This window comes from bacterium (assembly GCA_024226335.1).
In the GTDB taxonomy this organism is placed as follows: domain Bacteria; phylum Myxococcota_A; class UBA9160; order SZUA-336; family SZUA-336; genus JAAELY01.
This window is the reverse complement of the sequence record JAAELY010000454.1, coordinates 1-13993: the sequence shown is the minus strand read 5'-3', so window position 1 is coordinate 13993 and position 13993 is coordinate 1. Positions and strand designations below refer to the sequence as shown.

The window sequence follows — 13993 nt, the reverse complement described above, 5'->3', positions numbered from 1 at the left end:
TCCTCCAGTAGAATGGAAGCAGCGTATCAGACCGCGATCCACCTGGGGGTTGGGCCTCGGGCAGTTTTTGGGCGAGGGTTCAGGGATGATGCTCTGGAGCGAAAACCCAGGAGGTATCTGGTGGACGAAGCTACGACACAGCGGATCAAGAAACAGATCGAATTCGAGTTTCAGCGCGAGGCACCGCCCGAGGGCTTTCCCGAACTCGCAGATCTACCCGCTGGACGCTACACGGACCCCACGTTCTTCGAGTTGGAGAAGACTCACATCTGGCCGCGCTGCTGGGTCCTGGCCGGTCACACGGATCAACTGCCCGAGGTAGGCAGTTACCTGCTCTGGACCGACTCGGGCGCGCCGATCGTGATCGTGCGCGGCGAGGACCGGGAAATCCGCGCCTTCTACAACACCTGCCAGCATCGAGGTGCTCAACTGGTGCGCGAAGTCGACGGCACGGTGCCGCGGTTTCAATGCAAGTACCACAGCTGGGTTTACGATCTGCAGGGAGCCCTTGTTGGCGTACCCGACGAGCGCGACTTCTCCAATATGGATCGTTCGTGCCGGAAGATGCGTTCCGTCCGCTGCGAACTCTGGGCAGGGTTCATTTTCTTGAACGAAGACCCCGATGCAATCCCATTGCTGGACTACCTGGCGCCTGTGCCCGATCAGTGGAGCGATCTCGAACCGGAGTCGCTGCGTTTCGTCGAAAAACACAGCATCGAGTTGGCCTGCAACTGGAAGGTCGCGATCGACGCGTTCCTCGAGGTCTATCATCTTAGGCATATCCACCCGAACACGGTGCATCGCTTCATCGACCATCGCGGATCGGCAATGAGTCTGCTGCCGTCCGGTCATTCGCGCATGGCCACGCCGATCAGGCCCGAAAACATGGTCGACGGAAAGGTCCCCAGCGATTTCGCGGAATTCGGCCACGCGGGCGAGATTCCGCGCACCACCAATCTGGCGTACAACCTCTTCCCCAACTTCGTAACTCCACTCGACCTGACCGGCTTTCCAATTCTGTTGTTCTGGCCACTCGATATTCGCCGTACGCGCATGGACGTGCTCTGGTTCGGCGGTCCTGACTTCGAACTCGACAACGGCGAGATGCCCGAGAGCTGGCAGGGACGAATCAAACTCTTCGACATCGTCTTTGACGAAGACACGCAGAACCTGGCGGGAATCCAGGATTCACTCGAATCAGAGGGCTTCAAGAGCGTGGCACTCAGCTATCAGGAGAGGCGCATCTACCACCTGCACGAAGAACTCGATCGCTTGATCGGTATCGAAAACGTCCCGGAGGAGCTGCGGGTCAAACAACTGCTTTCCGAGTGGGTCGAGAGGAGCTGATCACGTGAAACAGAACGCACCACTCGAAGTCGGAATCTGCGTGCGCGACCTGGCGTCGATGGTGGACTTCTACTCCGACGTCTTCGGTTGTCGCGAAGTCATGCGCGCACCGATCCCGCCCCCCATCAGCGATCCCGCGGGCATGGGACCGGATGGCTTCGAGATGGTCTGGTTACAGACCCCCTGGGGCGAGCGCCTGAAATTGCTGGGACCGCCGGAGCCGCCGCCGGCCTCGGAGCCACGGGTGCATTTGACCGCGACCGCGGGAATCGCCTACCTGACCTTCTATTGTGAAAGACTGGGTTCCGTCGTCAAACGGGCGCTCGATACGGGAGCGACGTTATTGTCGGATCCCGCTCTGCAAGGCGCACCTGCGATGAAGATCGCGTTCTTCCGCGATCCCGAAGGCAACGCAATCGAACTCGTCGAACGCGACGACATCGCCGCCTATCGCCCCGACCTGAGCGACTAACAACCCGTCCGCTATTCCTGCGGATCTCCGTATACGTCACGCACCGACTCGCCCGCATCGAAGCGCACTTGCGTCCGCGCCATGCCGTCGAATGCCTCTGGCGTACCGGCCACGCCCTGGAACACCTTCTGCTCATTCGCCATCGCGTCGTTCAGATGCAGATTGTCCGCGTCGGAGAGCATCTGCTTCAGCGCCCGCAGCGAACCCGGTGGCCGCGATGCCAGGCGCTGGGCCCAGGCGACCGAGACTTCGACGGCGCGCCCCGTCTCGACGATACGGTTCACGCCCCCCAGCTCATAGATGCGGCGCGCGGTCATCGGCGCGCCGTCGAGCACGAGTTCTGCTGTCGCGGTGCGGCCGATCAAGCGCGAGACGCGGCAGGTACCCCCGAGACCCGTTGCGACCCCGATCATCACTTCGGGTTGTCCGAAGCGCACCTGGTCTTCGGCCACGCGCAGATCACATGCCCAACCGAGTTCGGCCCCGCCTCCGGAACAATCCCCCGACACCGCGGCAATCGTCACGACATCGATCGAGGTGATCTCGGACAACGCCTGAAACCAGCAGATCGGATTCCCGCTCGAGGGCTTGCCCTGCAGCGTCGCACTCAGATCGGTCAACCAGGCGTGCTCGTACCAGTGGCCCTCAGCTCCCGAGGCCAAAACAGACACGCGCGCACCGGACTCTCGTGCCTCCTTGAGGGCCGCGGCCAGTGCTTCGATCGCATCCCAGGAGCCGAAGTTCTGGATCTTCGGATTTGTCATCGTCACGAGCGCGACACCGTCATGCGGGCGCTCAAGCGTCACCAGATCGCTCATCTCTTTAACCTCTCTGGCGCCAACCGGTGGAACCGGTTCACACACGGCGCCATCGACAGGCCATCTCAGCCCGACCTTGTGGCAATTTGCGCCCTCGGTCAAATGACCGATTCGATCGGCTTTTCTTCGGCGTAGCATTCTGCCCCACGGGATTGAGCCTGATTGTCCCGCGGGAAGACTCGCTCGCGGGTCAGGTCGAAGAAATAGACGGGAAGGCAATGTGGGCGAGGCGATCGGGACTGCAAAGCGCCGTACACGGGTGATTTCGAGCGGGGGTTGGCTCGTCGTGCTGATGTCTTTCGTCTCACTTCTGCCGAGTTGTGCCGCGAATTCCAGCACGGACCTCGCTCCGGACGCCTCGACATCAACCGTTCCTGCTATGGAGCAACGGATTGTTGCACTTGTTCGCGACTGGTTTGCCGTGCTTGAAAGCGAAGACCCCGAGGCGGGCAAGCTGGAACGCTTCTTGGCTCGATCGTCCTTCGAACTCTCGTTGGTCGGCGAGGAGACTCTCGAGACCCCGGTAGAACTCGAAGCCTGGCGGGCCAACCTCCACTCCACCCATCCCCGACTCGAATACCGGCTCGACCCGATCGCAGTCGAGTTAGTCGACAGTGGGCTCTTCCGGGCCCATTTCGAGTTGGAAAGACGGGCCGTGGATAGCGAAGGCATTCCTCATATTGCCCGCAGAGAACACGACTGGCTGGTTCGAGACGTTCCAGGCGGAGCGCCCGTAATCCTTCGGATTGACGAGCGCCCGTTGCTGGCCTTCCCGGGAACCGGACCTCAGGTCGTCTGTTACTGATCGGAGTTTCGCAGTGCGTGCCAGAATCCTCTTTCTGTCGTTGCTTTCCATTCTCCTGATTCCGGGAATCGGATGGACGAGCGACGAGAAGACGCTACCCATCCACGACGGGGTCGGGGGTGAATTCAGCGCGAACAGTAGCCTCGGGCGCGAGGTGAGTCTGTCGGACTACCGCGGCAAGATCGTCTTGATTTCCTTTGGCTACACGAGCTGCCAGGACATCTGCCCAACGACACTGGCGCATCTACAGTTTCTGATGAAGCGCCTGGAAGAAGCGGCGAAACACGTCCAGGTCCTGTTCGTAACGGTCGACCCGGAAAACGACACATCGGCACACTTGAAGGAATACCTGGCTCGCTTCGATTCGCGATTCGTCGGGCTCACGGGACAGCGCGAGGAGACCGACCGCATCGCCGAACTCTTCCTGTTCAAGTACGACCGGAGTCACGGCATCGAACTGACCACCGAGCACAACCGCTCAAAGGCCTTTGCGAAAAAGTCGTACCTCTACGCGCATTCGCAACAAATCTATCTACTGGACGGATCGGGTCGGACGCGCGCCCTGTTTTTCACCGGCTCTCCCATCGACGAGATGACAGGGGCGGTGCTGGCGCTATTGAAGGAGTCGGCGAGTGCGCCGGCCGTACAAACAACCGTGGCAGAGTCGCACGGCACGCCCGAGCCGGTCTCTACGGATTGCACTTCCGGGGGGATGGCATGCCCTGACCACCCCACGGGCGATTCACAAATTGAGGGCATCGAGGAGAAGAAGAGATGAAGCGAGTGCTCTTTGTGATCATGGCCATCGCTTTGGGAATGAGCGCGGCTCCCGCCCAGGCGGACACAGCCTCTAAAGCGAAAGGGCTGAAACGGGTCAAGCAAGAGATGGTGAGGCCCCCGGCTTTTCCAAAACACACCCAGAAGGCCAAAGGCGGGCCGGTCATCGTTGAAGTTCGCCTGGAGGTTTCCGAGCGGAAACTCGTCATCGACCCGAGGGGAACCGAGGTCAACGCCCTGACCTTCATGGGCAGTGTTCCCGGCCCGATGATCGTCGTCCATGAAGGCGACTATGTGGAGCTCACGCTGGCCAATCCCAAGGGAGAAGGAATCTACTACGGCGTCGAAGGCTGGGAGGGCGGCGAAGGCAACATCATGAGCCATAACATCGACCTGCACTCCGTGACCGGTGCGCTGGGAGGTGCGGGACTCACGATGGTAGCCCCGGGCCAGGAAGCCACGATTCGTTTCAAGGCAACCAAGCCCGGCGTCTTCGTCTATCACTGCGCTCCGGGCGGCGTGATGATTCCCTACCACGTGGTATCGGGAATGAACGGTGCCATCATGGTCTTGCCGCGGGACGGCCTGAAGGACGGAAAGGGTAATTCCCTCACCTACGACAAGGCCTACTACATCGGCGAACAGGACTTCTACGTACCGAAGGGCGTGGCCGGAAACTACGTGAAGTACAACTCACCTGCTGAAGCCATCGGAGACGTCATGGAGGTGATGAAGACCAATGAGCCCTCTCATGTGGTGTTCAATGGCGCTGTGGGTGCAATCACGGGTGATGCCGCAATGAAGGCGAAGGTCGGCGAGATGGTCCTCTTCGTTCACTCGCAGGCCAATCGCGACACACGCCCCCATCTGATCGGCGGTCACGGAGACTATGTATGGGAACGGGGCAACATCGCGGATGCCCCCGCAACCGATCTGGAGACCTGGTTCATCGCCGGCGGCTCCGCAGGTGCGGCTCTCTATACCTTCCAGCAGCCCGGTCTCTACGTCTACCTGAACCACAATCTGATCGATGCGGTTCTCAAGGGTGCCGCGGCGCACATCAACGTAGAAGGTCCGTGGAATAACGATCTGCTCGAGCAGGTCGTCGCGCCGAGGGGGATCAAGAAATAGCGACCATTTCCAATTCGGCCCATCGCCGAAGAACGCGGGGGGAGCCCAGGCTCCTCCCGCGTTTGCGTTTCGGGAGTTCCCCCCGCAACACCGCACGAGCATCTTCAACTCCGACAGGGCTGGAACGGCCATCGGCCGGGGAATCTATCGCTGCAAAAGGCGCTCGAAAGGCTCGACGTACTTCACGTCAGGATGGATGCCCAGGTCTTCACAACCACTCAAGACTTCTTCCATCAAGGCGTCTGCGCGAGATCGGTCACCCCTCGCACCCCGGCGCAGGAGCAGACACGCTAGTCCCGCCCGACTGCGCAACATGACGGGTCTTGCTCCGAACGCTTTCTCCCTCGCATAACCTTCTTCGAAATAGGCCTCCCCTGCTTCGAAATCCCCGAGAACGGATGAAAGCAGGCCAAGCATGGTTGCGATACTGCCTCCGGGCAGACGGTGCGAGGGATGGCATACCATCTGGTCGACAAAAGGCTCGAGAGCGGGGGCGAGAAGCTCGGCGTAGGGCTGTGCATCGAGACGCTCGATCACCTCTGACATCAGATACATCGCACTGAGCCAGTTTTCATTCTGCGGCACTTCGCGAAACTCGGGCCCGATTGACCCGGTGAGCCAATCGAGTTCTGCCAACGCGCCCTTTCGGTCTTCGCCAAAAGCCTTGAGCAACGCGATGGCGGCATGGCCGATCGTTTCACGTCCAGGAAGTCCCGCGATCAGGCCTTCGAAAAACGTCGGCCAGTCCTGGCCCGGCTGATGGAGTATGCCTCGTTGCCAGCCCTCGAGGAAGAGATAGGCGTAGTAGGATTCTGGAGCCCAAGAAGTACAGTCCTTACCCGCCTCGAGGATCTGCCCGATGAAGCGGGTCGAGTCGTCGAAGCGTCCCTCCAACAGGGCAAAGCCCGTTTGCTCGAGGAGGATGACGAACTGCCCTGAACGATGGCCGGACAGACCTGCAAAGTGGGAACTCTCCTGCATCGCACGGACTAGCTCAGCTCGGTCTCCCAGCGAGAAAGCCAAGACCGAGTCGGTGCCGAGCCACGACAACCACGGGTCATCGAGTTGTTCGCCCCAGGCGAGACACTCTTTTGTCCACACGCGTCTCTGCTCGAGGAACATGGGCGTGGGCGTGGCCCAGAGCCGAGCGTGGAATGCCTCGCGAAGGGCCCTGACATCCCCGCAGTTTCGGGCGAGTTCGAGTGCCTCCAGGCTCATGGACTGTCGCGTTTCCATCAGGTCCGCGTATGGAGCCATGAATACGAGCTTGGTGAGCACCTGCGCGCGAAGCGCCGGTAGGTCGTCATCCAGGACTGCAGCCGCCTCCTCGAGCAGCGCGCGGGCCGTCGCGTCCTCAGTGTGGCCTTGTTCGAACCCGAAATTGCCGATCGCGGCTCTCGCGAGATACTCAGCAGAACCGATTCGACGAGCGAGGGCCACCACCTTGGCATACGTGGCCTGGGCCTCCGCGCGTTCGCCGACACTCCACTGGGCTTGCCCGAGGTGAAGCAGAAGCTCGCAACTCTCAGACTCCCCAGACGAAGGCCGAAGGTCCGCAAGCTCGAGCGCCCGCTTCAGCTGGTGGGCGGCCTCCTCGAACGCGAGCTTTGACAACGCCCACACTCCTGCCCGCCTGCAGTACTCGGCCGCCTTCTCGAGTTCACCGGTCTCTAACGCCTCGTACCAGTGATACGCCAGCGCCGCTAGCGGAGGAGCCATCGAATTGGCGTGAAGACGCTCCAACGTCTTCGCGACGGATCCGTGGAGTGGAGCTCTGCTCGTCGCCTCAACCCTCTGGTACAACGCCTCGCGAGTCAGGGCGTGATTGAATCGATATGTATCCGGTGCGTTGCGAACGGGCTCGACGATCCCGAGGAGGGCCGCCTCTTCCAGAAGTTGCAGAATCAGCTCGCATTCCTGTCCCGCAACCTCCGACAACAGCGTCACTCCAAACTCCCGGCCGATCACCGCGGCCAGTGTCAGGAGTTGTCGTGATCCGTCCGTCAACCGGCCGAGTCGAAACGCAATTGCATCGGACACACTCGCCGGTAGTCCGATCGATCCTCTTCCGCCGGGGTCACCGGACTCCGGAGCACTTTCCGCCGCATCGAGGATCCGCGCGAGTTCGATGACAAAGAAAGGATTGCCTTCGGTCATCGAAGCCACCGATTCAAACAATGCCGTGGGGATGTCCTTGCTGACGATCTGCGACAGAAGTTCATTTACGTGCTCTGCCCCGAGACCTTCGACGGGGATGCGCCGGAACGTGGACTCGCGCGATAGTTCACCCAGGGTCAGGGAAAGCTCGGGCGTGCTGTCGAGTTCATTTCCACGATAGGTCCCAAGCATGAGCAGGGGAACGTGATGTATCTGTTCAGCAGCAAAGCGAAGCAATCCGAGGGAAGCCGGGTCGGCCCAGTGAATATCTTCGAGCACGAGGACGAGCGGCGCATACTGAGCACCACGCTGCAGGGCGCGAGCCCCGGCGTCAAAGAGCTGGAAGCGCGCCTCCACCGCTTCCATGCCTATCGCCGGGGTACGGGGAGATTTTTCGGAAAACCAGCGCCTACGAGCCTTCGCCAAGGCCTTGAATTCCACGGGTAACATCGAGGTCGTGTGGAGCCCTACCCATTCATCGGCGATCTGAAGCCACGGCCAAAAGGCCGGCGCACCTTCGCCCTTGTAGCATCGTCCGGTCAAGACCGTTGCGCCGCGGTCGGCGGCTTCACGGGCCAGCTCTTCGACCGCGCGTGTCTTGCCGATTCCCGGCTCCCCGACGAGCATGACGACACGAGTCTCACCGGACAGACTCTCTCCTAGTGCAGAGCGCAGTGTCGCCATCACCTCCCTGCGTCCGACGAAGGGCGATGAGCTGGAGTCTGCCTGTATTGGATCCACGCGCGGAGGTGCGTCCGCAGAGTTTCTGGCCGGTGCGATCTCCTCGATCTCCGCCACAAAACGATAGCCCCGACCCCGTACCGTCTGAATCACGGCATCGCGGTCGACTTGCTCACCCATGGATCGACGGATGGAAGCCACACATTGGGGGATGTTGCTCTCGCTCCGAGCAGCTCCGTCCCAGAGAGTCTCGATGAGTTCATCGTGGCTGACCACGCGATCCCTGTTCAACAGCAGATAGCGCAGAAAATCAAAGGCCCTTCTCTGCGTGTGAACTGGTCTTTGACCTCTTCTGATCTCGAAGCGTTCTTCGTCGAGCTCGAAGTCGAGGAAACGAAAGATCAACTCGAACCACAGCCGATAGTTCGAGAATGGGCTTTCAATCCCGGCCATCCAGAAACGCGCATCCCCCCCCCAAGAAATTTTGAACTTGGCCCGACCCGCTCATCGAAAAGGTCGGGGAGATTGCTCTCAATCAACCATCATACGTGCCTACCGTGAATTCTGAATAAATTTTTGCGCTCTTTCTCCGGTTTGCAGACCTCGAGAGGGCGCGGGTGAGTATATAGCCAGAGAAGAACCGCGCATTTCCGTCGCTGAGCTGAATTTCAAAGCCGAATCACGCCAAAGAGATCAAGATCCAGAACAGGACTTATCGCCTCAATATCGAGCTACATCAGCAAGCATCCTCGAGCGAGGATCGACGGTCACTGGACACGCTCGAAAGGTGCGATGTACTTCTCGCGCGGATCGATCCCGAGCTGTTCGCACCCAGTGACGACTTCATCCATCAAGGCGAGCGCATCTGATCGATCGTTATTGGTGCCACGGCGCATCAGCAAGCGCGCCAACCCAGCCTGACTGCGCAACATGGCGGGTTTCGCTCCGAGCGCTGTTTCCCTGGCCAGGCCGGCCTCAAACTGGGCGATTCCAGCCTCGAAATTGCCGAGAACGGAGGAGAGCAGACCGAGCGTGGAAGCGACGCTGCCACCTGCCCAGCGGAACGACGAATGACAGACGACCTGTTCGGCAGACGGTTCAAGGGCGTGCGCAAGCATCCCGGCGTGCGACTTCGTCCCCAAACGCTCGATCACGTCGCCTAACAACCGCATCGCGAAGATCCAGTTCTCATTATGTTGCGTGTTCTCGGCCCCCATCCCGAAGCAATCCTGGAGCTGGTCCAGTTCTTTCATCGCCGCTGCATGATCATCAGTCAGTGAATGAATGACGGCAATGGATGCGTGACCGATCACCTCGCGACTCGGGAAGCTCAAAACGATGTCGTCGAAGAATGACAACCAATCCTGCTTCAGCTGATCGAACTTTCCGAGTTCGAGGGTTTCGACGAAGAGATAACCGAAGTAGGCACTCTGGGACCAGGAAACGCAGTTCTTGCCCGCCTCGGGAATCAATTCGATGAGCGGACCCAGATCGTCGAAGCGCCCTTCCATCATGGCGAACCCGGACTGCTGGAGAATGGAGACGAACCGACTCATTCGGTCTCCGGAGGCGGCTGCGAAACGGGAACTCTGTTGCATCGAATGCAGCACTCCCGCACGGTCCCCTTGGGTAAGTGACGAGACGACGTCGTTTCCAAGCAACGAAAGCCACGGATCAGAGAGTCTCTCGCCCCACTCGCGACACTCCGCCTCCCACTCGAGTCGCTCATCGAGGAACCCGGTGGGAACCGTGGCCATTTCGCGAGCCCGAAAGGCGTCGCGCATTGCCTGGGGATCCTGGCAGCTGCGGGCGAGATCGAGCGCCTCCAAGCTCATGGAGCGTCGCGTCTCCATTCGGTCGGCGTGGGGAGTCATGTGCTGGAGCTTGGCCAGCACACACGCGCGAAGTTCGGGTGAATCCGCGTCCAGCCAGCCGACAGCCTCCTCGAGCAGCGCACGCGTCGTCGCATCGGAGGAGATTCCCTGCTCGAAGCCGTAGTAGCCGATCGCGGCTCTCGCGAAAAGCTGGGAAGAGTCAATTTGGCGCGCAAGCGCTGCGGCTCGCGCGAAAGTGGCGCGCGCGAGCCGAGGGTTATCGGAATTCCACTCAGCCTTCCCCAGGTCGAGAAGGTTTTCGCAGTGCTCGCGTTCGTTGGAAACCGGTCGAAGATCCGCGAGTTCGAGTGCGCGCCTCAGATGGAAGGCCGCTTCCTCGAATGCGAGCCTCGCCGCCGACGCCAGCCCCGCAAGCCTGCTGTACTCGGCGGCCTTCTCGACTGCACCCGTTGCCACGGCCGCGTACCAGTGGTGGGCCAGTGCGGCCAGGGGAGGGTCGTTCGAATCGCCATGGCGATGCTCCAGGGCCTCCGCGACGGACCGGTGGAGCTGAGCCCGAGCGGGACCCATAATCCCCTGGTAGAAAGTCTCGCGGATCAGGGCGTGACTGAAGCGGTATGTTCCGGGGACACGACGCATCGGTTCGATGATTCGTGCCTCGACCGCCTCCTCGAGATGCTCGAGAACGGGTTGATAGTCGGGACCCGCGACTTCCGAAAGACGCGCCAGCGTGAACTCGCGCCCAATGACCGAAGCTGTCGCAAGTAGCCGCCGCGAAGCGGCAGTCAGTTTTCCCAGTCGGCGTTCGATGGTGGCGGTGATGCTCGCCGGCAACTCAAGACCTTCACTTCGAGGCAGGTCTTTGACATTGGCCCCTGCCCCGTCGGCATTGAGAAGTCGCGCGAGCTCGACCACGAAGAACGGGTTGCCTTCGGTCATCGTCGCCACGGAATCGACCAGGTCCGGTGGGATCTCCCGACTGACGGTCTGCTCGAGAAGCGCTCCTACGTCCTCACGTCCCAGACCTTCCATCGAAAAGGAAGAGAACGACGGCTCCCGGGCCAACCCGGCCAGGGTCTGGGCCAACTCCGAGGTCCGATACAGCTCGTCTTCTCGAAAAGTCCCCACCAAGAGTATCGGATCGTGGCGCAGGCTCGCCGCGATGAAGCGCAACAGACCCAGAGAAGCGGGATCCGCCCAGTGCAGGTCTTCGAGCACCAGGACGAGTGGGGTGTCCGCCGCGAACTTTCTCAGCCCCCGGGTGGCCGCGTCGAAAAGCCCGAAGCGCAGCTCCGCGCCCTCACCCGCCTGTGCCGAGTTATTCGAGTTCTTCCCCGCGACCTCTGGACGCCATTTCGAGAAGAACCTCGCCTCGTCCTTGAGGTCCTCGGAGAGATCTGCGAAGTCGTTGTTTCGATTCCATTCCCGAATTATCTGGATCCAGGGCCAGAAAGCAGGCGCGCCTTCCCCTTCATAGCAACGCCCGGTCAACACCGAGGCGCCGTGCTCCAACGCCTTGCGCGAGAGTTCCTCTACAGCGCGTGTCTTGCCGATGCCCGGCTCACCAGACAGAAAAACAACACGCGCCTCGCCGGACAGGCTCACACCCAGCGTTGCAAACAAAGTGGACATCAATTCCTCGCGGCCCACGAATGGCGCGGAGTCGCTTTCGTCTCCGGCTTCACCGCGGGGAATCACCCGCAGTGAAGGTGTCGTCGAATCCGCCTCCTCGACCTCTGCCACGAACCGATAGCCTCGCCCACGGACGGTCTGGAACACGGCCTGTCGAGTCGAACTGTCTCCGAGAGCCCGGCGAGCAGAGGCAGCGCACTGCGGAATGGTGCTCAGGCTCCGGGCCGCCCCTCCCCAGAGCGCGTCGATCAACTCTTCGTGCGTGACTACGCGATCGCGATTCACGAGCAAAAAACGCACGAAGTCAAAAGCCTTGCGCTGAGTCAGCACAGGCTCTCCGTTCCTCCGAACCTCGAAGCGTTCCTCAGAAAGCTCGAATTCGAGGAATCGATAAATCATCTCGACTCGCACCAGATCACTAGAAGATCCTGTCCCTGATCCTGATCAGGCCGTCCAGAAAGGCGCATTTTCGGCTGGGTCAGGCTCCGCCTCTCGCCAAGAAACCCCAGCCCCAGTTCCAATCTCAATGGAACATCATACGCCGTCACAAGGGCAATATTCCATGAGTAATGCCTGAATTTCCGACCATTCCCGGTCATTTTCGGCCATTTCTGCCGCTTCGAAAACCTTGAAAACCCCAGACCCTCGGAACTCTCGATGACATCGGGCCCTCAAGCGTTCTAGCGAGCTCGCACGAGTGAATTGCAATTCAGAAAAAAATCAACCTCACTTCAAGTAGATCAACCTCACTTTCGTAGACTCATCATCGAGAATGGGCCGGTGCAGAGTTCGCAGGTTGCCGCCAGAGAGGACGATCAGGGGCATTTCGGGGATGATGAGCTCTAGAAAGCGGCAAAAAGATCTCGAGCGGCAGGTCTGCGAGCTCCAGATCCGCCAGACAGAGCTCGAAACCCAGAACGCGGGGCTTCGCCGGGCGAAAACCGAACTGGAACAGCTGAATCAGGTCCAGCCCAGAACGGACCGGCTGGCCTCGCTCGGCACTCTCACAGCGGGTCTGGCGCATGAACTGAACAATCCGCTGGGAATCATCCAGTTACTGGCAGAGGATGCTCTGCTGAATCGCGACGAGGGAGCGCGGGAAGAAGCTCTGGCCACGATCAGCCAACAGGTGCGGCACTGTGCCGAGATCGCACGGGGCGTCCTGCGGTACTCGCGCCGAGAAGATCCGCAGATGATCGAGGTCGAGTTCGACGAGATCGCTCGGCGTTCGATAAAACTCACTCACTGCTACGCGGCACAATCGGGAGTCGACCTCAGCTACGAGAACGACACGGAATCCGCCCTGGTGTTGGGAAACGCGACGGAGCTGGAGCAGGTCATCATCAACCTTCTCTGCAATGCCGTCGATGCGAGCGCCTCGGGAGCGTGCGTGCTCGTAACGCTGATCCGGTTCGGAGATCTCCTGCGTTTGAGTGTGTCCGACGAAGGCTCCGGTATGACCGACGAGACATTGACCCGCGCATTCGAGCCTTTCTATTCGACCAAGGGCGAAACGGCCGGTACGGGGTTGGGGCTGAGCGTAGGACGCGGGATCGTATGGCAACATGGCGGCGGAATCTGGATTGAAAGCGAAGCGGGAAAGGGCACGACGGTAACGGTGGAACTCGCGGCTTATGCGGTTCCACCGATCGCGAATTCCTGCTGAAGGGAACCCGACTTGGCACGTGTCATGATCGTGGACGACGAACCGGAATTCCGAGATGTTTTGTGCAGAATGGCGGTTCGCCTCGGACACGAGGTTGAAGCAGCCGGGGATGGCAACGACGCTGTAAAGCGGGGCCAGCACTTTCAGTCCGATATCCTGATCGCCGACTGGAAATTGGGCGGCTCGATGAGCGGGCTCGAGGTAGCGCGATTAATCGGCGAGCAATCGCCTGGAATGATCACGATCATCATCTCCGGCAATCCCTGGCTCGAACTACCCGGGGTCGAACCGAACGACGAGATATCTCTTCTGGCCAAACCCTTTGGCCTGGACGAGTTGCGGGCCGCGCTCGACATGGCGCTCGAGCGACTTCCGAAGGACCGGAAGTAGCCGGAAGATTCGAGACCTGCCGCCGGGCGCACTCTTCGCTACGGCACGGATCGACGCGTCCGGAATTCACGGCGACCGACTTCTCGAAGAAATGGTCCGCGACTCGGTTCCGTGTGGTATCGAGTGGCGTAGTCGGACAAATCCTGGAATCAAAGAGTTGTGGTCCGAAGAATGTGCCTGGCACGGGGTGTGCGTAGTGACCGGGAATGCGCGAACTCCCGACCTGTCCAAAGCCGCCCTTCTGCCCCAACCCAGAGTGTGATTTCCACCGAACTTCGCAGG

10 protein-coding genes are annotated in these 13993 nt (G+C 60.5%); 7 read left to right on the top strand and 3 right to left on the bottom strand.

What is annotated here, in order from left to right:
* Window positions 1–12 precede the first annotated feature (12 nt).
* Window positions 13–1347: an aromatic ring-hydroxylating dioxygenase subunit alpha gene (locus tag GY725_21790; protein ID MCP4006821.1), complete on the top strand. Its 1335-nt coding sequence runs from the start codon at window positions 13–15 to the stop codon at window positions 1345–1347.
* Between the two features lie 4 nt (window positions 1348–1351).
* Entirely contained in the window at window positions 1352–1819 is a 468-nt protein-coding gene (locus GY725_21785; GenBank protein ID MCP4006820.1) for a VOC family protein, read from the top strand.
* An 11-nt stretch (window positions 1820–1830) separates the two neighbouring features.
* On the opposite strand, the gene GY725_21780 is transcribed toward GY725_21785, so the two are convergent.
* A complete protein-coding gene (locus tag GY725_21780) occupies window positions 1831–2637 on the bottom strand; it encodes an enoyl-CoA hydratase/isomerase family protein (protein MCP4006819.1) in 807 nt (268 codons plus the stop codon).
* A 220-nt stretch (window positions 2638–2857) separates the two neighbouring features.
* Here GY725_21780 and GY725_21775 point away from each other — a divergent pair, with 220 nt between their 5' ends.
* From GY725_21775 to nirK, 3 genes are read left to right on the top strand one after another with little or no spacing between them, the layout of a single operon-like run.
* Entirely contained in the window at window positions 2858–3442 is a 585-nt protein-coding gene (locus tag GY725_21775; GenBank protein MCP4006818.1) for a hypothetical protein, read from the top strand.
* A 13-nt stretch (window positions 3443–3455) separates the two neighbouring features.
* Window positions 3456–4220 carry an SCO family protein gene (locus GY725_21770; GenBank protein ID MCP4006817.1) on the top strand — a complete coding sequence of 255 codons (765 nt, stop codon included), beginning with the start codon at window positions 3456–3458 and terminating at the stop codon, window positions 4218–4220.
* A 38-nt stretch (window positions 4221–4258) separates the two neighbouring features.
* Complete coding sequence (gene nirK / locus GY725_21765; GenBank protein ID MCP4006816.1) at window positions 4259–5350, top strand: nitrite reductase, copper-containing; 1092 nt, start codon at window positions 4259–4261, stop codon at window positions 5348–5350.
* 144 nt (window positions 5351–5494) lie between these two features.
* On the opposite strand, the gene GY725_21760 is transcribed toward nirK, so the two are convergent.
* Together GY725_21760 and GY725_21755 are read right to left on the bottom strand one after the other, a co-directional pair.
* The gene (locus tag GY725_21760) at window positions 5495–8641 is read right to left on the bottom strand and encodes an AAA family ATPase (protein MCP4006815.1); all 3147 of its coding nucleotides are present in this window, start codon (window positions 8639–8641) and stop codon (window positions 5495–5497) included.
* A gap of 314 nt (window positions 8642–8955) precedes the next feature.
* On the bottom strand, window positions 8956–12054 hold the full coding sequence (locus GY725_21755; GenBank protein ID MCP4006814.1) for an AAA family ATPase: 3099 nt from the start codon (window positions 12052–12054) through the stop codon (window positions 8956–8958).
* Between the two features lie 433 nt (window positions 12055–12487).
* On the opposite strand from GY725_21755, the gene GY725_21750 reads away from it, so the two are divergent.
* Window positions 12488–13321 (top strand): HAMP domain-containing histidine kinase, encoded by an 834-nt coding sequence (locus GY725_21750; protein ID MCP4006813.1) that lies wholly within the window; start codon window positions 12488–12490, stop codon window positions 13319–13321.
* A gap of 12 nt (window positions 13322–13333) precedes the next feature.
* Window positions 13334–13711, top strand: a complete 378-nt coding sequence (locus GY725_21745) for a response regulator (GenBank protein ID MCP4006812.1) — start codon at window positions 13334–13336, stop codon at window positions 13709–13711.
* Window positions 13712–13993: the final 282 nt, after the last annotated feature.

Bases quoted from the DNA above. Each gene is read 5' to 3' on its own strand.
- GY725_21750 (MCP4006813.1), top strand. From the start codon at position 12,488: ATGATGAGCTCTAGAAAGCGGCAAAAAGATCTCGAGCGGCAGGTCTGC.
- GY725_21790 (MCP4006821.1), top strand. From the start codon at position 13: ATGGAAGCAGCGTATCAGACCGCGATCCACCTGGGGGTTGGGCCTCGG.
- GY725_21780 (MCP4006819.1), bottom strand. From the start codon at position 2,637: ATGAGCGATCTGGTGACGCTTGAGCGCCCGCATGACGGTGTCGCGCTC.
- nirK (MCP4006816.1), top strand. From the start codon at position 4,259: ATGAGCGCGGCTCCCGCCCAGGCGGACACAGCCTCTAAAGCGAAAGGG.
- GY725_21760 (MCP4006815.1), bottom strand. From the start codon at position 8,641: ATGGCCGGGATTGAAAGCCCATTCTCGAACTATCGGCTGTGGTTCGAG.
- GY725_21755 (MCP4006814.1), bottom strand. From the start codon at position 12,054: ATGATTTATCGATTCCTCGAATTCGAGCTTTCTGAGGAACGCTTCGAG.